17 protein-coding genes are annotated in these 19,863 nt (G+C 61.8%); 9 read left to right on the forward strand and 8 right to left on the reverse strand.

The annotated features are described in order from the left end of the window. Window positions 1-1,086, reverse strand: coding sequence for a phosphoribosylformylglycinamidine cyclo-ligase (gene purM / locus QXZ85_RS29275; protein ID WP_315703540.1), 1,086 nt, complete (start codon window positions 1,084-1,086; stop codon window positions 1-3). A 155-nt stretch (window positions 1,087-1,241) separates the two neighbouring features. Between purM and QXZ85_RS29280 the strand changes: the two genes are divergently transcribed. The 4 genes from QXZ85_RS29280 (at window position 1,242) to ppx (ending at window position 6,372) form a co-directional block, all read left to right on the forward strand. Beyond that, window positions 1,242-1,796 carry a CDP-alcohol phosphatidyltransferase family protein gene (locus QXZ85_RS29280; protein WP_315703539.1) on the forward strand — a complete coding sequence of 185 codons (555 nt, stop codon included), beginning with the start codon at window positions 1,242-1,244 and terminating at the stop codon, window positions 1,794-1,796. A 45-nt stretch (window positions 1,797-1,841) separates the two neighbouring features. After that, the gene (locus tag QXZ85_RS29285) at window positions 1,842-2,540 is read left to right on the forward strand and encodes a DnaA ATPase domain-containing protein (RefSeq protein ID WP_315703538.1); all 699 of its coding nucleotides are present in this window, start codon (window positions 1,842-1,844) and stop codon (window positions 2,538-2,540) included. Window positions 2,541-2,649: 109 nt separating this feature from the next. Beyond that, window positions 2,650-4,830, forward strand: a complete 2,181-nt coding sequence (locus tag QXZ85_RS29290; protein WP_315703537.1) for an RNA degradosome polyphosphate kinase — start codon at window positions 2,650-2,652, stop codon at window positions 4,828-4,830. Between the two features lie 30 nt (window positions 4,831-4,860). Then, window positions 4,861-6,372 (forward strand): exopolyphosphatase, encoded by a 1,512-nt coding sequence (gene ppx / locus QXZ85_RS29295; RefSeq protein WP_315765571.1) that lies wholly within the window; start codon window positions 4,861-4,863, stop codon window positions 6,370-6,372. 849 nt (window positions 6,373-7,221) lie between these two features. Here the strand turns inward: ppx and QXZ85_RS29300 are convergent. Then, the gene (locus tag QXZ85_RS29300; protein ID WP_315743377.1) at window positions 7,222-7,524 is read right to left on the reverse strand and encodes a hypothetical protein; all 303 of its coding nucleotides are present in this window, start codon (window positions 7,522-7,524) and stop codon (window positions 7,222-7,224) included. Between the two features lie 659 nt (window positions 7,525-8,183). Then, window positions 8,184-9,623, reverse strand: coding sequence for an IS1182 family transposase (locus tag QXZ85_RS29305; RefSeq protein WP_316228795.1), 1,440 nt, complete (start codon window positions 9,621-9,623; stop codon window positions 8,184-8,186). Between the two features lie 221 nt (window positions 9,624-9,844). Here QXZ85_RS29305 and QXZ85_RS29310 point away from each other — a divergent pair, with 221 nt between their 5' ends. From QXZ85_RS29310 to QXZ85_RS29320, 3 genes are all read left to right on the forward strand, one after another. After that, on the forward strand, window positions 9,845-10,477 hold the full coding sequence (locus QXZ85_RS29310; protein ID WP_316175339.1) for a LysE family translocator: 633 nt from the start codon (window positions 9,845-9,847) through the stop codon (window positions 10,475-10,477). 110 nt (window positions 10,478-10,587) lie between these two features. After that, the gene (locus tag QXZ85_RS29315) at window positions 10,588-11,103 is read left to right on the forward strand and encodes a hypothetical protein (RefSeq protein WP_316175337.1); all 516 of its coding nucleotides are present in this window, start codon (window positions 10,588-10,590) and stop codon (window positions 11,101-11,103) included. 171 nt (window positions 11,104-11,274) lie between these two features. Beyond that, the gene (locus tag QXZ85_RS29320; RefSeq protein WP_315729062.1) at window positions 11,275-12,258 is read left to right on the forward strand and encodes a cysteine synthase A; all 984 of its coding nucleotides are present in this window, start codon (window positions 11,275-11,277) and stop codon (window positions 12,256-12,258) included. Between the two features lie 167 nt (window positions 12,259-12,425). Here the strand turns inward: QXZ85_RS29320 and QXZ85_RS29325 are convergent, their stop codons facing one another. Then, window positions 12,426-12,785, reverse strand: a complete 360-nt coding sequence (locus tag QXZ85_RS29325) for a hypothetical protein (RefSeq protein ID WP_315729061.1) — start codon at window positions 12,783-12,785, stop codon at window positions 12,426-12,428. Between the two features lie 261 nt (window positions 12,786-13,046). After that, window positions 13,047-13,253, reverse strand: coding sequence for a hypothetical protein (locus tag QXZ85_RS29330; RefSeq protein ID WP_315703530.1), 207 nt, complete (start codon window positions 13,251-13,253; stop codon window positions 13,047-13,049). Between the two features lie 11 nt (window positions 13,254-13,264). Here QXZ85_RS29330 and QXZ85_RS29335 point away from each other — a divergent pair, with 11 nt between their 5' ends. Next, a complete protein-coding gene (locus QXZ85_RS29335; RefSeq protein ID WP_315703529.1) occupies window positions 13,265-13,387 on the forward strand; it encodes a hypothetical protein in 123 nt (40 codons plus the stop codon). A 149-nt stretch (window positions 13,388-13,536) separates the two neighbouring features. On the opposite strand, the gene QXZ85_RS29340 is transcribed toward QXZ85_RS29335, so the two are convergent. Genes QXZ85_RS29340 through QXZ85_RS29350 form a run of 3 tightly spaced genes read right to left on the reverse strand, consistent with a single transcriptional unit; the run spans window position 13,537 to window position 17,640 of the window. Beyond that, window positions 13,537-13,737, reverse strand: coding sequence for a hypothetical protein (locus QXZ85_RS29340; RefSeq protein WP_315729059.1), 201 nt, complete (start codon window positions 13,735-13,737; stop codon window positions 13,537-13,539). Beyond that, window positions 13,730-16,438 (reverse strand): PAS domain S-box protein, encoded by a 2,709-nt coding sequence (locus QXZ85_RS29345; protein WP_316175335.1) that lies wholly within the window; start codon window positions 16,436-16,438, stop codon window positions 13,730-13,732. Before QXZ85_RS29345 ends, QXZ85_RS29340 begins: the two co-directional genes overlap by 8 nt. Continuing rightward, complete coding sequence (locus tag QXZ85_RS29350; protein WP_315703526.1) at window positions 16,435-17,640, reverse strand: ABC transporter substrate-binding protein; 1,206 nt, start codon at window positions 17,638-17,640, stop codon at window positions 16,435-16,437. Before QXZ85_RS29350 ends, QXZ85_RS29345 begins: the two co-directional genes overlap by 4 nt. A 177-nt stretch (window positions 17,641-17,817) precedes the next feature. Here QXZ85_RS29350 and QXZ85_RS29355 point away from each other — a divergent pair, with 177 nt between their 5' ends. Beyond that, window positions 17,818-19,857 (forward strand): PAS domain S-box protein, encoded by a 2,040-nt coding sequence (locus tag QXZ85_RS29355; protein WP_315729501.1) that lies wholly within the window; start codon window positions 17,818-17,820, stop codon window positions 19,855-19,857. Window positions 19,858-19,863 lie beyond the last annotated feature (6 nt).

The following is a 19,863-nucleotide window of genomic DNA, read 5'->3' on the forward strand; positions in this document are numbered from 1 at the left end:
TCACCGCGCCAAGTCGAGATGACCGTTATAGACGACGCGCTGTTCGCCGTGCTGACCGTCCTGGACCGGGATCACCTCACCCAAGAGCGTGACGCTCTCGCCGTTCGCAGTGAGAACCTCGCTGACCTTGTCCACGGCATCGGCCTGCACGATCGCGATCATGCCGATGCCGCAGTTGAAGGTGCGCAGCAACTCCAGCTCGGCGATGCCGCCCTGCTCCGCCAGCCATTTGAACACCGGCAGCACCGGCAGGCGGGCGAGGTCGATGGAGACGCCAAGCTGCTTCGGCAGCACGCGCGGGATGTTGTCGGTGAAGCCGCCGCCGGTGATGTGGGCGAGGCCCTTCACGGCGCCGGTCTCGCGGATCGCCCGCAGGCATGATTTGACGTAGAGCCGCGTCGGCGCCAGCAGCGCGCCGCCCAGCGTCATGACAGGCGCGAACGGCGCCTGGGCATCGAAACCGAGGCCGGATTGCGCGACGATCTTGCGGACCAGCGAGAAGCCGTTGGAGTGCACGCCCGACGAGGCGAGCCCGATCACCGCATCGCCGGCCGCGATGTCGCCCCGCGGCAGCAGCGTGCCGCGCTCGGCCGCCCCGACCGCAAAGCCGGCCAGATCGTAGTCGCCGTCCTTGTACAGGCCGGGCATTTCGGCGGTCTCGCCGCCGATCAGCGCGCAGCCTGACTCGCGGCACCCTTCCGCGATGCTGGCCACGATGGAGGCCGTCGTCTCCGGATCGAGCTTGCCGCAGGCGAAGTAATCCAGGAAGAACAAGGGCTCGGCCCCCTGCACCACGAGGTCGTTGACCGACATCGCCACGAGATCGATGCCGATCCCGGCATGCAGCCCGGTCTCGATCGCGATCTTCACCTTGGTGCCGACGCCATCGGTCGCCGCGACCAGCACAGGGTCCTTGAAGCCGGCCGCCTTCAAGTCGAACAGGCCACCGAAGCCGCCGATCTCGGCGTCGGCGCCGGCGCGCGCGGTGGCGCGAACCATCGGCTTGATCAGATCGACCAGGCGGTTCCCGGCATCGATATCGACCCCCGAATCCGCGTAAGTGAGCCCGTTTTTGCGCTCGGCCATGGTAAAACCCTTAATTTCGTCCGCTGGTTACGTCGAATTCTCGCTGCGCGCAATGGCTCGCAAGGGATCGATCCCCATACTATGTTGGAGCTGGCTGGTTCTCCCCGCCTGATGAATCGGGCATTGCGATCTTTTCGGCAGCCGGGACGTGTTGCGTGACCATTCCCCACTCTATTCCAAATCTGATTACCCTGGGACGCATCCTGCTGGTCCCGATCGTGGTGTGGGCCATCGCCTCCAACCAGATGGAGATCGCCTTCGCGGTGTTCGTGGTGGCCGGGATCAGCGATGCGGTCGACGGCTTTCTGGCCAAGCGCTTCAATCTGCGATCCGAACTCGGCGCGCTGCTCGACCCGCTTGCCGACAAGGCGCTCCTGGTCTCGATCTTCATCACGCTCGGCGTCTGGGGCGCGATCCCGCGCTGGATCGTGATCCTGGTGGTCTCGCGCGACATCATGATCGTGTCGGCGGTGATCGTGTCGTGGCTGTTCGATCGGCCGGTCGCGATGCGGCCATTGATGGTATCGAAGCTGAACACGGCGGCCCAGGTTGCGTTCGCTGCGCTGGTGCTCGCCTCGCTCGGTTTCCGCTTCGACCCTAGCCCGTACGATGGCGTCCTGATGGCCCTGGTGACCGTCTTTACGCTCGTCTCTGTCGCGCTTTATCTGGTGGAGTGGGTGCGTCACATGAACACCATCGAACCCAGATGAGCCACCGGCTCCACAACGACCGATCCAAGATGGAGCAGACCTGACGTGGCCAGCCACACGCCTCCTCGCCAACTGGCGCTTGCGCTGCCGCATGCCGAAAGCCTCTCGCGCGACAATTTTTTCGAAGGCCCGTGCAACGCCGCAGGCCTCGCGCTGATCGAGGCCTGGCCGGAATGGCCCGCGAAGACCATGTTCCTGGCGGGACCGGAGGGATCGGGCAAAAGCCATCTCGCCGCAATCTGGGCCCAGCAGGCCGGCGCGCGCTCGCTCTCGGCCCATGCGCTCGAAGCAGCCGCCGTGCCCAGCGCGCTCGTCACCGGCGCCCTGGTGCTGGAGGATCTCAAGGCCGGCGACATCGACGAACGCGCCCTGTTCCATCTGCTCAATCTGGCGCGCCAGGACGGCGCCTACGTCCTGATCACCACCTGCCAGACACCGGCGTCGCTGCCGATCGCGCTGAACGATTTGCGCTCGCGGCTGCGCGCCATTCCGGTGGTCGAGTTGCTGCCGCCGGACGACCAGTTGTTTCGGGCCCTGATCGTGAAATTGTGCGCCGACCGCCAGTTGACGATCGACGAGGCCGTCGTGAGCTATCTGGCCACTCGGATCGAACGCTCCTACGCGGCCGCCCGGGAGGTGGTCGCCCTGCTGGATGCCGAATCCTTGCGGCTCGGCCGGCCGGTGACGCGAGCGCTCGCCGTAGAACTGTTGCGAAAACATGATCAATCACCTCCCGCGTCTTGACGTTCTCCCTGGCGGGAACATCAATGGGCGCGGATGCGTCAACCGATGATCGGCCCGCATCGCAACGCGCGGCCAGCCCCGGCTTTCACTCACGATGGACCGACTTCTCATGGACTCTGCGCAAGCTACTGAAATCAATGAGAAACAGGCGGCAACGCCCGCGCCGCCGTCGATCGCCACGAGCCCCGAGCGCTTCATCAATCGCGAGCTCTCCTGGCTGCATTTCAACCGCCGCGTCCTGGAGGAATCGGTCAATCCGCGCCATCCGGCATTGGAACGGGTGCGGTTCCTGTCGATTTCCGCCAACAACCTTGATGAATTCTTCATGGTCCGGGTCGCCGGCATCCGCGCCCAGGTGCGCGAGGGCATCGCCGAGCGCAGCCCGGACGGCCTGACCCCGCTCGAACAGCTCAAGGTCATCAACGAAAGCGTATCGCAGCTTGCGATCGACCAGCAGGCGATCTGGCGCGACCTGCGCCGCGTGCTCGCCGAAGTCGGGGTGGTTTTGGTGGATGGCCAGGATCTCACCAAGGCCGAGCGCAACTGGATCGAGGATCACTTCCTCGCCAACATCTTCCCGCTGCTGACGCCGCTCGCGATCGATCCCGCGCATCCCTTCCCGTTCATTCCGAGCCTCGGCTTCACGGTGGCGCTGCAGCTGACGCGTGTCTCCGACGGCCGGCCGATGAATGCGCTGATCCGCATGCCCGGCAAGCTCGACCGCTTCATTCGCTTCCCCGGTGCCAAGGACGGCGTGGTGCGCCTGATCACCCTGGAACAGGCCACCGGCTTGTTCATCGGCCGTCTGTTCCCCGGCTACACGGTCAAGGGACAGGGCGCCTTCCGTATCATCCGGGACTCCGAAATCGAAATCGAGGAAGAAGCGGAAGACCTGGTTCGGCTGTTCGAGACGGCGCTGAAGCGGCGTCGCCGCGGTTCGGTGATCCGGCTCGAGATCGAGGCCAACATGCCGGCGGAGCTGCGTCTCTTCGTGCAGGAGGCGCTGTCGACGACGGGCGACGAAGTGTTCCTGGTCGACGGCGTGCTCGCCATGAACGAGCTGTCGCAGCTGACGCGGGTCGATCGTCCCGATCTCGAATTTCAGCCCTATGTGCCGCGTCATCCCGAGCGGGTGCGCGAGCATGGCGGCGACATTTTCGCCGCGATCCGCCAGAAGGACCTGATCGTCCATCATCCTTACGAATCCTTCGACGTCGTCGTGCAGTTCCTGCAGCAGGCCGCGCGCGACCCCGACGTGGTCGCGATCAAGCAGACGCTGTACCGCACCTCGAACAACTCGCCGATCGTGCGCACGCTGGCGGAAGCCGCCGAGGCCGGCAAATCGGTGACCGCGCTGATCGAGCTGAAGGCCCGGTTCGACGAGGAAGCCAATATCCGCTGGGCGCGCGACCTCGAACGCGCGGGCGTGCAGGTGGTCTACGGCTTCCTGCAGCTCAAGACCCACGCCAAGCTGTCGATGGTCGTGCGCCGCGAGGGCGGCAGCCTCACCACCTATGTCCACACCGGGACCGGCAACTATCATCCGGTGACCGCGCGCATCTACACCGACCTCTCCTATTTCACCTCCGATCCCGTGATCGGCCGCGACGTCACGCGTGTGTTCAACTACATCACCGGCTATGCCGAGCCGATCGACATCGAGAAGATGGCGGTGTCGCCCCTGACCTTGCGCAAGCGAATGATCGAGCACATCCACGGCGAGATCAATTTCGCTCGACAGGGCAAGCCGGCCGCGATCTGGATGAAGATGAACTCGCTGGTCGACCCCGACATCATCGATGCGCTCTACGAGGCCTCCCAGGCCGGTGTCGTGATCGAGCTGGTGGTGCGCGGCATCTGCTGCCTGCGCCCGGGCATTCCCGGGCTGTCGGAGAACATCCGCGTCAAGTCCATCATCGGCCGCTTCCTGGAGCATGGCCGCATCTACTGCTTCGGCATGGGCCACGGCCTGCCGAGCGCCAAAGCGGCCGTGTACATCTCCTCGGCCGACATGATGCCGCGCAATCTCGACCGCCGCGTCGAAGTGCTCTGCCCCATGCAAAATCCGACGGTGCATCAGCAGGTCATGGAGCAGATCATGGTCGCAAACCTCATCGATACCGAGCAGAGCTGGCAGTTGTTGCCGGACGGATCGTCGAAGCGTATGAAGGCCGCGCCCGGCGAGGAGCCGTTCAATTTGCACAACTACTTCATGACCAATCCGAGTCTGTCCGGCCGTGGAAAGTCGCTCAAGGAATCATCGCCGCGCCGCCTCACACGCCGCAAGTGACGTGACTGTCTTGTATTGCGGAATCCTGCCGTGAAGCGGCCGCGCAAGCGGGGGCCGACGCGACCTCAAAGCGTCGGCGTCGTCGACATCGGCTCGAACTCGGTCCGTCTCGTCGTGTATCAGGCGCTGGAGCGCAGCCTCCTCACCGTCTTCAACGAGAAGGCGCTGTGCGGGCTCGGGCGCGAGGTCCAGACCACCGGCCTCCTGGCTACTGACGCGGTCGACAAGGCGCTCACGGCGCTGACGCGCTTTCGCGCCCTGTGCAAGGTGCAGCAGGTCGGGCGCGTGCATGCGATCGCCACCGCCGCCTGCCGCGACGCATCCAACGGTCCCGACTTCATCGCACGCGCCGAGAAGATCTGCGGCGCCAAGATCCAGATCCTGTCGGGCACCGAGGAAGCGCGCTATTCCGCGCTCGGGGTCGTCTCCGGCGTTCACAAGCCGGACGGCATCGTCGGCGATCTCGGCGGCGGCTCGCTCGAACTGATCGATGTCCGCGGCCACCAGGTCCATAGCGGCGTGACGCTGCCGCTCGGCGGGCTCGCGCTGCAGGACCTCGCCGAAAAATCGCTGAAGAAGGCGGAGCGGATCGTGCGCGACGCACTGACCGATCTGCCGCAGCTCGTGGCCGGGCCCGGCCGCACCTTCTACGCCGTCGGCGGCACCTGGCGCGCGCTGGCGAAGATCCACATCATCCAGAGCGGCTATCCGCTCAGCGTGATGCACGGCTATGCCATTCCGGCTGCGTCGGCGCTCGATTTTGCCCGCCGCCTGCGCGAGCTCGCAGCAGCCGACATGCTCGCCGACATCGAGGCCGTGGCCGAGGCGCGGCGGCCGCTGCTCACCTATGCGGCCTTGGTGCTGGAATACGTCATCCGCGTCGCCAGGCCGAAGACCATCGTGTTCTCGACCTATGGCGTGCGCGAGGGCCTGCTCTACGCCAAGCTCTCCGAAAGGGAACGCGCCGAGGACGGGCTGCTCAGCGCCGCGCAAAGCCTGAACGAACTGCTGTCGCGGTCGGCCCGCCATGCCCGCGAGCTGATGGACTGGACCGATCGGCTGGTTCGGGTCGCCCATCTCGAGGAGACCGAGGAGGAGCGCCGCCTGCGTCATGCGGCCTGCCTGCTGTCGGACATCGGCTGGCGGATGCATCCGGACCATCGCGGCGAAGAGACCTATGGCCTCATTCTCAACGGCAATTTCGGCTCGATCAGCCACGAAGGCCGGATCTTCGTCGCCCTGTCGGTGTTCTTCCGTTACGAGGGCTTTCGCGACGAAGCGGCCCCGCCAGCTCTGATGCGGCGCCTGCCGAAGGCCCAGATCGAGCGCGCCAGGATCCTCGGCGCGGCGTTCCGCGTCGCGCATCTCATCTCGGCCGCCCGCCCCGGCGTGCTGCCGGCGACCCATTTCCGCAGCCGCGACGACCAGCTGATGCTGGTGTTCGAACATCGCATGGTCGATCTCGTCGCCGACCGCGTCGGCGGCCGCTTCAAGCAGCTGGCCCGGCTGATCGGCCGTACCGGATCGGTGGTGCTGAGTTAGCCGGCGATCTGCCGCTCTATCAATGCCACGCATTGAGAGACCTCAACTGGACATGCGATCATCGCCTCGCGGCAGATGCTGCCCGAGTTGCGCTTAGTTCAGACGCCCTCGAATACGAAGGGCGCAGGGAATGCCGGGCGCTGGCCGCAACCCATGGCCCGCCTGCAGAAGAAAAAGCAGGCGGCAGTCACCACAGGTCCAGCCGAGACATCCGGCATTCCCTGCGCGATGGCTTTACGACTTATACGTGATCTCCCCAGGGACCGGCTTTCTTGCCCCTGTACACGCGATGACGCGAAGCATCATCGCGTGCGACGATGCGCCAGAGCGCATCGCGCAGACCTCAGCACCGGGAGGCCAGGACCACACGACTTCATCGTCCGCAACGCACCGTTCGTCCGCGCTCGCCGAGCGCTGCCGATGCTTCACGGCCACCGCCTCCCCGCCTCGCGTGTCGTGACGATCGCGCGCAACGCCCCTCCGTGGTGAGGCGGGATGGCGTCAGAGAAACATGATTTCCGAAAATACGAAACAGGAAAATTTTTCACGCGAGGACTGGACAGGCTGATTTGCGTTGAAATCGCTGGCGAACTTCGTGTTTCGGCGCAGCGGCTTGAAAGCGAATTTTGCGGCTGCATGCGATCTCGCTCCCGGCAAGACCGATCGGCCCGTCCGGTTCGCCTCCCCCAAGCGTCGCCCGCCAACGGGCCGCACCGTCGCCTCAAGGCAGCAGCTATCGATCTAGCCCGGACCGGAGTCCGCGTGAACCTCACCTGCAGACATCGGCGCTTTCAAGCGTGTGGTCAGCTTAGGGCCCGGAAGCGGAAGTTCCGGTCACTATAGTTCTTGTCAATTGCGGTGCGCGCCGAGCGCGCCAATGATGCCGATAAACAGCCCGCAGAAGATAGAAACCAGCACCGCCAGAACATTCACTACGGCTGCCCCAAGTTCTGGCCCTGAAACACGAAGTAGCAGGGCGCCGAGAAGCGTCAAACCTCCCGCCCAGTATACCGTCAAACCCGCACGCCGCCGCGCGGCGAGCCGCTTGGACGGGCTCGCCAACTGATAGTCCCGAAACAGGTTCCAGGCCCAACGAGACGATATTTGGGCAATCACGACTATAACGGTCAGACAGGCAATGAGTAAGTACATTGGACGTTGTCCTTGGCGCCAGCCATTGCCAAGCGAAGGTCGGGGGACGACCAATAGCGTGTATTGATTGCCTCGACCTTAAGGATACAGTGAACATGAGCCGTATCAGAGCCAATCGAAGCCAGAAAATCTCACGCTGAGAAAAACCGACTGATCACGCCCAGCGGCGAGCCGGGGACAGACCCAACATAGGTCTGCTCAGGGCCCGGAGCGGCTATTGGCTATTGTAGAAGTTGAAGAACGAGCATGGGCGATGCGGCGAGGACAACTCCGATCACTAGTCCAACAAAGCCAAGCGCCGTAGCGCCAATCGGACCGTGGTTTTGCCATCCGTAGGCTATTCCGACAGCGGTGCTCAAAGCGACTATCGAGGCCGCCCAGATTACCTTGGCTGCGATCGTGAGAGTTCTTGTCAATGAGGACTTCCGTTGGATTGCTGCCGGCTTGACCCTAGCACTGCCTGCGATCCGTGTCTGCTCCGGGTCTTGGCCGCGTGAAAACGTTTTGTTGCGGGGGGCGCCGCGTTGAACCCCGTGGGGTCCCCGGATTGGCGCCGAAATGGCATGATTTACGGTGAGGCGCCGGAAGCCAGCCCAGTGGCTTGCCCGAGCCGCTGTGATCGATGATGAGGTTGGCGGCACGCGCGACAGCACTCCTCCTCATGCCTGAATCGCCGCGATCAGCGCACCAGGACCCATGATGTTCATCACGCGCGTTAGATTGTAGGCGAGCACGTGCAGCGCCATCTCAGTGGCGACCTTCGGCAAGCGCTTCGTCAAGAAGTGCGTCGCGCCCATGCGCATCTTCAGTGTGCCGAACGGATGCTCGACCGTTTCGCGACGGCGACGCATCGCCTGAGGATCAGCATCGAGCCGCCTCTGTGCATCCTCCATGACGTGCTCATGCTCCCAACGAGAGATGACACGGTTTTTGGCCGTGGTGCAGCGTGCCTTCAGTAGGCAACTCCCACAAGCTTTCGTAACGTAGCGCCGAATGGTGCGTTCGCCATCCACTGTTGTCAGCCAATATGCCAGCAACTCGCCAGCCGGGCAGCGATACACCTCCTGCTTGGCCAGGTATGCGAAGTCGTGCTTTCCGAACTTGCCCTTCGCCTCCATGCCGGTCGTGTTTGGCTTCGGTAGAGTCACAAGGATATCAGCGTCGGCGCAAGCCTTGATCTCCTCCCCTGTGTAATAGCCTCGATCGGCCACGGCCTCGAGCTTGTCGACGCCGAGCACGGCCTTGGCCTGTTTGCCCATGTTTGCCAGTTGAGCGCGATCTGAGCCGCTATTCGTTACTTCGTGCGCGATGATAAGGTGATGCTCGGTATCTACGGCAACCTGCACATTGTAGCCAACGACGCCCGAGCCACGGCCGCTCGTTGCCATGGACCGACTGTCGGGATCGGTCAGCGAGATCTGTTGATCTGGTGATGCCAACATCGCCTCTTCGTAGGCTTCGAGCTTGTGCATCTCGCTCTTAAGCTTGGTGAGCTTTTCCTTCAGATGCGCCGTCTTCGCGGCGAGAGTCTCAGATGGCTCCTGCAGATCTGCCGTGTCGAGCTGTGCGAGATAGCGCGAAGCGCTCTCCTCCAGTTGCTGGCGACGGCGCTCCACCTTGCCCTTTGTGAAGTTCTTGTCACGCGTGTTGACCGCCTTGAACTTCGATCCGTCGATGGCGACGCTCGCTTTCGTCAGCAATCCCATCCGCCCGCAAAGCTCAACGAACTTCGCGCACACCTTCTTGATGCCGCGGCCGTTGTCGCGACGAAAGTCGGCGATCGTCTTGTCGTCGGGCGAAAGCCGTTGTAGCAGCCAGATCACCTCAAGATTGCGTCTTGCCTCGCGCTCCAGCCGGCGGCTCGACTGGATGCGGTTGAGATAGCCGTAGATGTACAGCTTGAGCAGCACCGCTGGATGATAGCCGGGTCGCCCGGTCGCCGACGGTTCGATGTCCTCAAAACCCATCCCATCGAGATCAAGAGCTTCGACAAACGCATCGACAACGCGAACCGGATTGCTCTCACCGACCCAATCATCGAGGCATTCCGGCAACAACGTCGATTGATCGCGATTCGCGCCTTCAATGAACCGTCGCATCGGTCGTCTCCGAAAACCCCGAGACGATCTCTATCTGACTCGTCGTTTTCACGCAGCCAGGGTCAGGGGCCGCCGTGGCCGGCAGGCTGATGGCACGGCCGGTCTACCCCCAGCTCCGGAAATGTCCGTGTACTCTGGCACTTACGCTTCGGGCCAAGACAAGACATCGCAGGCCCTTGCCTGTAAGTTCGCTGCGGCCTGATTCGGAGAGTTTGCCGCACATGCTCGATTTTCATACCGTTGTATTGTTTTCCTTGGCCTGTTTGGCGCTGACGGCGACCCCAGGTCCTGACATGCTGCTGATTGCAAGTCGCAGCATCGCACAGGGGCGTTACGCCGGATTTGCGACACTCGCGGGAATACAGGTTGGGACTTATTGCCACGCGTTAGCTGCGGCCCTTGGCCTTTCGGAGTTGTTCCTGTTGGTCCCGTTGGCCTATGACGTCGTTCGCTATGTGGGGGCCGTTTATCTTATGTTTTTGGCTTGGCAAGCATTTCGTTCAAATAGTCTGCTCGCTCCTGCGTCGTGCGAGAGCCAACAACGTCCCGTCTTGGTCATGTTCCGGCAGGGATTGTTTACGAACTTGCTCAATCCGAAGATGGCCTTGTTCGTACTGGCGCTTTTCCCACAATTCGTCAGAACCGATGGAGGAGCAATCGCGCTTCAGGTGATGATACTAGCGACCGTGCTCAACGCGATTGGACTCGCCGTTAATGGCTTTGTGATCGTTGTCGTCAGCCGCATCGGCGCGAGTTTCATCAAAGGTGGCGGCCTTCGTCGTTGGCCTCGGTATCTGCTGGGAACGGTGTTTGCCAGCCTCGCTCTACGTTTGGCCTTTGAGGGGAAGCGGTAGCCCGCCTTCAATCCAGCGAGAACTTCTGCTGTGGGTCAAATGCGCTCCTTCGGTCCCATCATTGCCTGGTTGAACTCCGGGAGCGGAAATCGGCGGCGCGGGCCCAGGTGATGGACGACATCGCAAGCTTGATCCGATATGGAGAAGTCGCCCAATCTGAGCGGCCCTTGCAAGGGGATGAGATGAGAGGGGCGCGAGAAATCACCGGGGCGATCTTCGCCGGTTTGGAAATGGCGCATGCTGCTCTGCGCACCTTCACAACCGATTGGTCGAATGTGTTTCAGCCTCCTGATGTTACAACCCGCTTGATCGACTACGCCAGCTGGCTTGCCTTTATAGCTTTTGCCGCCGTCGCGTTCAGACGATTTTCCTACAGATGGTTGCGGACGATCGCCGCATTCCTTGCGTTTCTTCTCCTGCCGATCGTTGCTTTGCTGCTGTTTGGCCGGTACGGAGGACCGATCCTCAGAGTTATTCCCATTGATTGGATTGCGAAACTGCCCGCCATTATGCAAATCGCTGTTCCTGCGATGCAGCTAGGCATTGCCGGCTTTGTCTATCGTTGGAGCGTACGCCGGGAACGGGGCACTCTTGCGGCCCCAGCACCGATCTGGTCACCTAAGTAGATGAGGACCACGCGAACTGCAGATCGCACCGATGCTTCCGGCAAAAGAACAGTTTGCCAATCTCTTCTTCAAATGGGCCATGATCTTTCCTGATCGATTGCAAGAAGAGCACCAATTGTTTCTTGATGAGCCCTAAGATCAAAACACAAACAGGCAGCGGGGCCGACGGTCATGAGCGTTCGATCTGGCTTGATTGAAGCTATCGGCAACACGCCATTGATCAGGCTGCGCGGGGCGTCGGAAGCCACCGGTTGCGACATTTACGGCAAGGCTGAATTTCTCAATCCGGGCGGCTCGATCAAGGATCGTGCGGCCCTCGCCATCATCAACGACGCCGAACAGCGTGGCCAACTCGAGCCGGGCGGCGTTATCGTGGAAGGCACGGCCGGCAATGTCGGCATCGGCATTGCGCTCGTGGCCAATGCGCGCGGCTATCGGTCCGTGATCGTCATGCCCGATACCCAAAGCCAGGAGAAGAAGGACCTGCTGCGGTTATGCGGCGCCGATCTGCGCCTGATACCCGCCGTGCCCTATTCCGATCCGGGCCACTATGCCCGCTATTCCGGTCGCCTCGCCGAGGAACTGGGCGGATTCTGGGCCAATCAGTTCGACAACGTCGCCAACCGCGACGGACATTATCGGACGACCGGTCCCGAGATTTGGGAGCAAACGAAAGGCAAAGTGGACGGCTTCACCTGTGCCGTCGGCAGCGGCGGGACTTTGGGTGGAGTCGCACGCGCGCTCAAGGAGCGAAATCCGGGCGTGACGATTGCGCTCAGCGATCCAATGGGCGCCGCCCTCTACAATTGGTTTACCAGGGGTGAGCTGACGACAGAGGGCGACTCGATCACTGAGGGTATCGGCCAAGTCCGGGTGACGAAGAACCTTGAAGGCACGCCGATCGACATGGCCTACCGGATCGCCGATGAGGAGGCATTGCCCGTTTTGTTCGACCTGATCGAGCACGAGGGGCTGGTCCTGGGCGGTTCAAGCGCAATCAACATCGTCGGCGCGATGCGCCTTGCACGCGACCTTGGTCCGGGCAAAACCATTGTCACCATCCTCGCGGATGGCGGCCAGCGCTACCAGTCCAAGCTCTTCAATCCCGACTTCCTGCGCAAGAAGAACCTGCCCCGACCGTCTTGGATGAACTGAGACGGTGATCTTGTTCATTTCGCCGAGCAAACGCTCTCCGGCTCTGGTCCTGCGTCGAAGCGATCTTCAGCTTCGCACGATCCTCATGCGAACATTCCCGGTCGCAGGCCACGGTCCGCGCGTAGTTGGCTTAAGGCGAGAAACGGACTTCAACCCGCCTCACTCCGCTACTTAGCGACGAACCAAAACACCCAAGCCACGAGGCAGGCGAACACCAGCCAAGCGAGCATGCCCCAAGCCTCTCGGGAAGTATCTATTGAGTTCCAAGCCAGTACCCAAAGAATTAGATACGCTAGAGTGACGGCCCAGAGGCGCCAGACCCCGATGCGAGTGAGTAGCAGATAAACCAGGCCGCCGTAGACTAACTGGAGGGCCAAGGCGCTGCCAATTGTCACCCCCGCCAGACGAGAAATTCCTTTCAGACCCGGATAGACACCGTCTAGTCCTGCCCAAAATATCATGAACGCGACAAAAGCGATCGAGAAGGCAGCACTGGATGCAAGCCACGCGATCAAAAAATTGCTCATAATAGCCTCAACGTGCAGCGCCGGTCCTTTATCGCAATTCCCCTCTTCCGCTTAGCCAAGCACGGCGGAATCAGTGCTCCGCCTTAGCTAGGTCAATCGCGTCGACTCGTCTGCAGGGTGACGATATCGATCCGGCCAAACTAACTGACATTCCAGCAGCACATATGTCTGCTGCCCCGAGGACAGAATGACGTAGAGTTTGGTCGCGAGACGAGGCCGCTCAGCTTCTGCCTTGACCTGCAAACACACCCATTCGTACGATCATTGTCCCGCTTCTTCATCTGCCGGCGCGGCTTGCGGCGGCACGATCAGCGCGACCACCCTTCTCGATACGCCGGGCATGCCCAGCAGATGGGCCTGCGCGACGAACTCGTGCCGGACGACGTTCCCGGCGCGCGCGGCGCTGCAAAATGCGGGGCAGCGAAGCCGCAAAATTTCAATGACCGCGCAAGATCGTTTCTGTGTCACGCAGTGTGCGTGTGCCCGATCTAGCGCGGTGGCTTGTTGATGAGCAGCCCAAACAGGCCAAGCTGCGCCACCTCGGCGGCGAACTCCTCGAATTCGACTGGTTTGCTGACGAAGGCGTTCGCGCCGAGCTGTAGGCTTCCGCGACGTCGCGATCTTCCTTCGAAGAGGTCAGAACGACGATAGGAAGCAGCTTCAGCGCATCATCGGCCCAGACCTTGCGGATGACCTCAAGCCCGCCGACCTTGGGCAGCTTGAGATCGAGCAATACAACCTTAGGATGCATCTAGGCCGCATTGCGGGCGGAGACCGCACGGTCGGCATAGGCGCCCCCGGCGAACAGGAAGTCGAGCGCCTCAGCGCCGTCCTTCACCCACACGAGCCGGTTGGCCAGATTGTTCTTCTTGAGCGTGCGGATGCAAAGCTCCGCATCGGCTGCATTGTCCTCGACCAGAAGGATTTCGACCTGGGTGTTTGCATTAGGCATGTGAGTCCTCCCGGACAGGCAGAGTAAAATAGAACGTCGCGCCCTCGTTCACCCTGCCTTCGGCCCACACCTGCCCGCCATGCCGCACGACGATGCGCTTGACGATAGCGAGCCCGATGCCGGTGCCAGCGAATTCGGAACCATGCAGCCGCTGGAACACGCCGAACAGTTTGGCGGCGTATTGCATGTCGAAGCCCGCGCCGTTGTCCTTGACGTAGTAGGTGGTTTCGTCTTTGCCGGCTGTCGATCCGATCTCGATGACGGCGTCGGGCTTGGGCGCGGTGAACTTGATGGCGTTGTCGATCAGATTGGTCCAGACCCGCCGAATCATGGCGGCGTCGCCCTGCGCCGGCGCCAGCGGCTTGACGTCGAAGGTCAGCTTGCGCCCCGCCGCAGCCGACTGCAGTTCCTCGATCACGGCGCGAACCGCCCCATCCATATCGATCCGCGCCGGCGCGATCTCGCTGCGGCCTGCCCGCGAAAACGCAAGGATGTCGTCGATCAGCCGGGCCATCTTGATCGCGTTGTCGCGCACGACGTTCAGCACCCGCTGGCCCTCGGCGTCGAGCTTGCCGGAATAATCCTCCAGCAGGATGCGGGAGAAGCCGTCGATCGCCCGGAGCGGCACTCTGAGGTCGTGCGAGACCGAATAGGCAAATGCCTCCAGCTCCCTGTTGGTCGCTTCGAGATCATCGTTCGCCGTGGTCAGTTCCGCCGTGCGCATCGCGACCACCTCTTCGAGGTGTTGGCGCTCTTTGCGCAATTCCTCCTCGGCCTGCTTCAGCTCGGTGACGTCGCGCTCGATCGCCGATGCGCCGATGATATGCCCCGCGTCATCCTTCACCGGAGACATCGTCAGCGACACGTAAATTTCCTTCCCGTCTTTCTTGCGTCGCGGTGTCTCGAAATGCAGGATATGGCGTCCTTCCCGGATCAAGGCGAGATTGCTTGACATCTCCTGCCTGCGCCCGGGCGGCATCAGGACCGAGACCGACCTGCCGACCACTTCCTGCGCGGTGTAGCCGTAAATCAGCTCTGCGCCCTTGTTCCAGCTGGTGATGACGCCCTCCAGCGTCTTGCCGAAGATCGCATCGTCGCTGGACTCCACAATCGCCGCGAGCTGCGCGTTCCGCTGCTCGATCCGCTCGCGCTCGGTGATGTCCCGGAACGTCACCACTGCCCCGGTGACTTTGCCCGCATCCAGGATCGGAGTGCTGATGAATTCCGCCCGGAAGCTGCTGCCATCCTTGCGCCAGAACAGCTCTGTCCCGCGAGTGACCATCCCCCGTTTGAACGCTGAATGGACCGGACATTCCTCCTCCAGGTAGGGGCGGCCATCCGCCCTGGTGTGATGGAATTTGCTATGACCGTCTTGGCCAACGAGTTCCTCGATGGTGAAGCCAAGCAATTGCGATGCCGCAGGATTCACAAATGCGCATCGGCCGTCACTGTCCAGACCGCAGACGCCTTCTCCCACAGAATCCAGGATCAGCCTGTTCTGCGCGGCCAATTGCGCCATCCGCAGTTCCGCCTTTTTGCGCTCGGTAATGTCCTCGGATATGCCGAGAAGGTACAGTGGCTTTCCTTCGTTGCCCTCGATCGAGATTTTCTTGGTATGCAGGATGATCCGGTCGCCTTGGCCCCTGCTCTTGATCGTCTCTTCCGGGATATCAACGGGTCCTTTCTTGCCAAGCACTTCACGATCCTTTGACGTGAAAAAGTCCGCTTCCTGCTTCGGAAAGAAGTCATAATCGTTCTTCCCGAGCAGTTCTTCCCGTGAACATCCCAGAAGTTGCTCGCCGGCCTTGTTGATTCTCAGGAATCTCAGCGTCTGCGCATCCTTTATGAAAATCATGTTCGGGACGTTCTCCACGATGTCATCGAGGAATTTCTCGCTCCTTCGCAGGTCGCGATTCAGAAGGACCAGCGCCTCGTGATTTTTGGCGATCTCCTTAGCCATCCGATCAAAGCCCGCCCCGATCTGAGCAAGCTCATCCTTCCCCACGAATCCTGTCCGAGCAGCGAGGTCTCCGGCGGCAAAGCGCGTGCTCGCCGAGACGAGCTGACCGACTCTTTTGGTGAGCACCAGGTGCAGGAAAACAACGAGCAGCAGGAAGCCGCCGCCATAAAACCCCGTCACGACAAGTGCCTGTCGCCCCAACTCATAGCGCCGGATTCCCTTGGCGTAGGTGAGGTCATAGCGCAGATACACCAATCCCACCCGGTTCGGCCGGATCTCCCCCTCCTTTGCGCCGAGGATGACCGGATAGTAGGCAGAGATGAACTGGCGGTCGTCAGATAGGGAAACCCGTGCGTTCAGGGTCGCGCCGATGTCCCTCGAAAATGCTGCATCCACGTTGGGCAGGGCCCGACCGATGGGGACCCCAATGAGCTTCAGGCTGGTGGAGCCGACGATGGTCCCCGCATCATCAACCAATACAAGGACCGCAACGTTCGGGTTTGATCCCCTAAGCGCAATCGCCGACTGGACCCCCTCCCAATCTCCCTTGCGCAGGCTGTTGTCGATGCTTGCCTGCAGTTGGCTCATGTCCTGTGTCACGAGGGCAAGCGCCTCTTTCTCTTCCTCAGCATCGGCCACTTCCTGAGTGTGCTTCATGGTGAGTGTTTCAGCCGACAGGGCTAGCAGGAAAAGAAACGTTGGAATGGTCAGGCGTAGCGGAAACCCAGTGAATAGGTTCATGGCCTGGCATCCTCGACAAAGCTGCCGTCGAGCAACCCCTTCAAATCCGGCGGTCGCACGATCAGCCGGCTGGTCAACATCACTTCGCCCAGCTGCCGCGTTGTGCGGACGAGGGTCGGTGTTGAACCTGCGAGCATCGAGCGGTTCTCCTCGATATTGGGGAGGTGCAAACCCTGAATCGCTTTTTGAAAATCGTCGGCGCTAATCCGTTCTCTCGGAGCCATTAGGGAAGCAGCTTGGTTCCGATCTTTCCGGATGAAGTCCAGAGCCCTGAACCAGCCGCGCACGAGTTGGTTGACTTGCGCGCCATACCTTGCCGAATACGTCCGCCTGACAACAATGACGTCGACGATTTCGCCTGGGATTTGGCTGCTGTCGAACAGCTTCCGTGCGCCAGCTTCCAGGAGCCTTGTCCGCGTCGGCTCGAAGGTTACCACGGCATCCACGCGCCCCTCCTTGAACGCCCGCTCATGTTCAGAGACTTCTAAGGAAACCGTACGTACATCGCCCAACGTCATTTCTGCGGTCTGGAGTGCCCGGGTCAGCATATAGGCGCCGAGGGCGGACGCCTCCACGCCCACCCGTTTCCCCTTCAGGTCGCGGAGGCTTGATAGCGCCGGTTGCGCGAGAATCACGTCGCCGCCCTCGGAGATGTCGAGGACAAGGACAATGCTCAAGTCAGATGTCATCTCACCCAATAGCAGCACCTCGTCGAGTGTCAGGGCCGCTGCGTCTATCGCCCCGTTGCGGAACGCCCGGATGGATTCGGAACTCGACGTGTATTCCACCAGCCTGATGCTTTCGGGTGAAAAATAACCCTGCTGGCGGGCTAGGTAGAGCGGCTCGTAACCCGGCCAGATGTTGGTGCCAACCCGGAGCGGCGCTTGTGGCTCCGGGGTGCAGCCGGCGCCTGCCAGGGTAACGAGAACGACCAGCAACATCTTCAGCCATAAAACCGGAGCAGTTGCACGCCAATTGCAAACAATTGTCATTGCAGCCCGAGATAGTCGTTTGCCAGCCCTCTCCATGTATCCTAAATCAGCTTCGAGATTGTCCCGCTGCCAGCTACTTTCGTCTGATTTCATTTTCGTTCTCCCAAAGCCTTCTCCAGTTCCTTCAGGCTCCTGTGCATCCACGTAGGTAAGTCGGGGAGTGCGGAAGGCATTTTCAGCGGCGGTTTTTGAACCGCCAGTGTCTGCCAAGCAGAAATTCTGAACGGACGGTGGCCCCGGTGGCTGACGGCCCGGCAGCTCTCGATGGCTCGATATCAATGTTGAGCCAGATCAACGCCCTTCCCCCAAAAACCACAATGAATAGACCAAAGTTGCAGTCGACGACACCTTCTATTTCAGATGGCAGCGGCGACGCCGCGAGCCACTTTGCCCGGACTGCCAAGCTCTTTGGCGAATCCACGCACGCAACCCGGCACACCGCTCTCGCTCGGCGCAGGCATCCAACGGATGAGTTCGGCAATGAGCGACGAAGACGCAAAACTGTTGAAGGAACGTTCAGCCGCGTCCGTGCAGAGCGATGAATCCTTTCGTCTGCTGGTCGAGCAGGCGCCGGACGCCATTATCGTTCTCGATCTGGATACGAACCGCATCGTCGAAGCCAACCCTAGCGCTGAAAAGCTGTTCGGATGCGCGTTGGATGAACTGCTGAAGCACGATCTGCGGGAGTTCTTCACGCCGTCTCAGCCGGACGGGCTTCCGGTCGCGCAGAGTTTCCAGTCGCACGTTGCGCAGGCCGTTGCCGGCGAGGCAATGACGTTCGAGCGCGCCATCCGCAACGCCCAGGGGCAGGAGTTCATCTGCGAAGTACGGGTGAACACGTTGCCTTGGGCTGGCCGGAATTTGCTGCGTACCAGTTTCGTCGATATTTCCGAGCGCAAGGCCGCGGACAAGCATCTGGCGCAGATGGAGAGCAAGTACCGCGGGCTGCTGGAGGCGGCTCCAGACGCGATGGTGGTGGTGAACACGGGCGGAGACATCGTCCTGCTGAACGTTCAGGCGGAGAGGCAGTTCGGGTACCACCGCGATGAACTCCTCGGGCAAAAGGTGAGGAACATCATTCCGGAGGGCTTCGTGGAACGGCTGATCGCGGACAGTCTTCGCCCCGTGGCAGAGGCGCTGGCGCAGCAGATCGGCATGGGGATCGAGCTCTGCGCACGGCGCAAGGACGGAAGCGAGTTTCCGATCGAGCTCATGCTGAGCCCGCTGGAAAGCGCCGAAGGTGTCCTGGTGACGGCGGCGATCCGCGACATCAGCAAGCGCAAGGCGGCGGAAGAATCGCTGCGGCTCTCCGAGCGCGCGCTGAAGGCCTTGAGCCGGGGAAATGAGGCGCTGGTGCGCGCGGCCGACGAGGGCCGATTGCTGAGGGAAATGTGCCGCGTCATCGTGGAGACCGGCGGTTACGTGATGGCATCGATCGGCTTCGCCGAACACGACGAAGCGAAGACGGTTCGCCCGGTTGCGTGGGCGGGGCAGGAAGCCGGATATCTGAAGGCGGCGCGGATCAGCTGGGCCGACACCGAGCACGGCCTGGGGCCGACTGGTTCGGCGATCCGAACCGGCGAGCCGCAGGTCAATCGGAGTTTCGCGACGAGTTCGCAAATGGTGCCGTGGCGGGCGGAAGCGCTGGAGCACGGCTACGCATCGAGCCTGGCGCTGCCGCTCAAGGTCGATTCCAAAATCATCGGGGCTCTCACGATCTACGCTGCGGAGGCGGACGCCTTCGACGGCGACGAGTTGCGGCTGCTCGGCGAATTGGCCGATGATCTCGCTTACGGCATCGCCGCCTTGCGTGCCCGGGCCGACGGCGAAGCGGCCACACAGGCGCTTCGCAAGAGCATGGAAGCGACCATTACGGCGCTCGCCAGCACGGTGGAGTTGCGCGACCCGTATACCGCAGGCCACCAGTATAATGTATCGCTGCTCGCGGCTGCGATCGCCCGCGACATGAAGTTATCGGAGCACGATATCGAGGGCATCCGTCTCGCCGGGGTGGTGCACGATGTCGGCAAGATCAGTGTGCCGGCCGAAATTCTCAGCAAACCGGGAAAGCTCAACAAGGCTGAGTTCGAACTCGTCAAGATGCACGCGCAGGCCGGGTGCGACATCATCAAGGGCGTGGCCTTCCCCTGGCCGGTGGCGCAGATGATCCTGCAGCATCATGAGCGGCTGGACGGTTCGGGCTACCCGCACGGGCTCAGAAACGATGAGATTAACCTCGGCGCCAGGATTCTCGCCGTGGCCGACGTCGTGGAGGCCATGACGGCGCGCCGTCCCTACCGCGAGGCGCTTGGTCTCGACGTGGCCTTGGCCGAAGTCGAGGCGGGAAAAGGAACACGTTACGATCCGGTCGCCGTGGACGCCTGCCGGGCCTTGTTCAGGGACGGCCGATTCAGCTTCCCATCATGAGCCTAG

The sequence above is a fragment of the Bradyrhizobium sp. SZCCHNGR1005 genome, from assembly GCF_032489995.1.
In the GTDB taxonomy this organism is placed as follows: Bacteria; Pseudomonadota; Alphaproteobacteria; order Rhizobiales; family Xanthobacteraceae; genus Bradyrhizobium.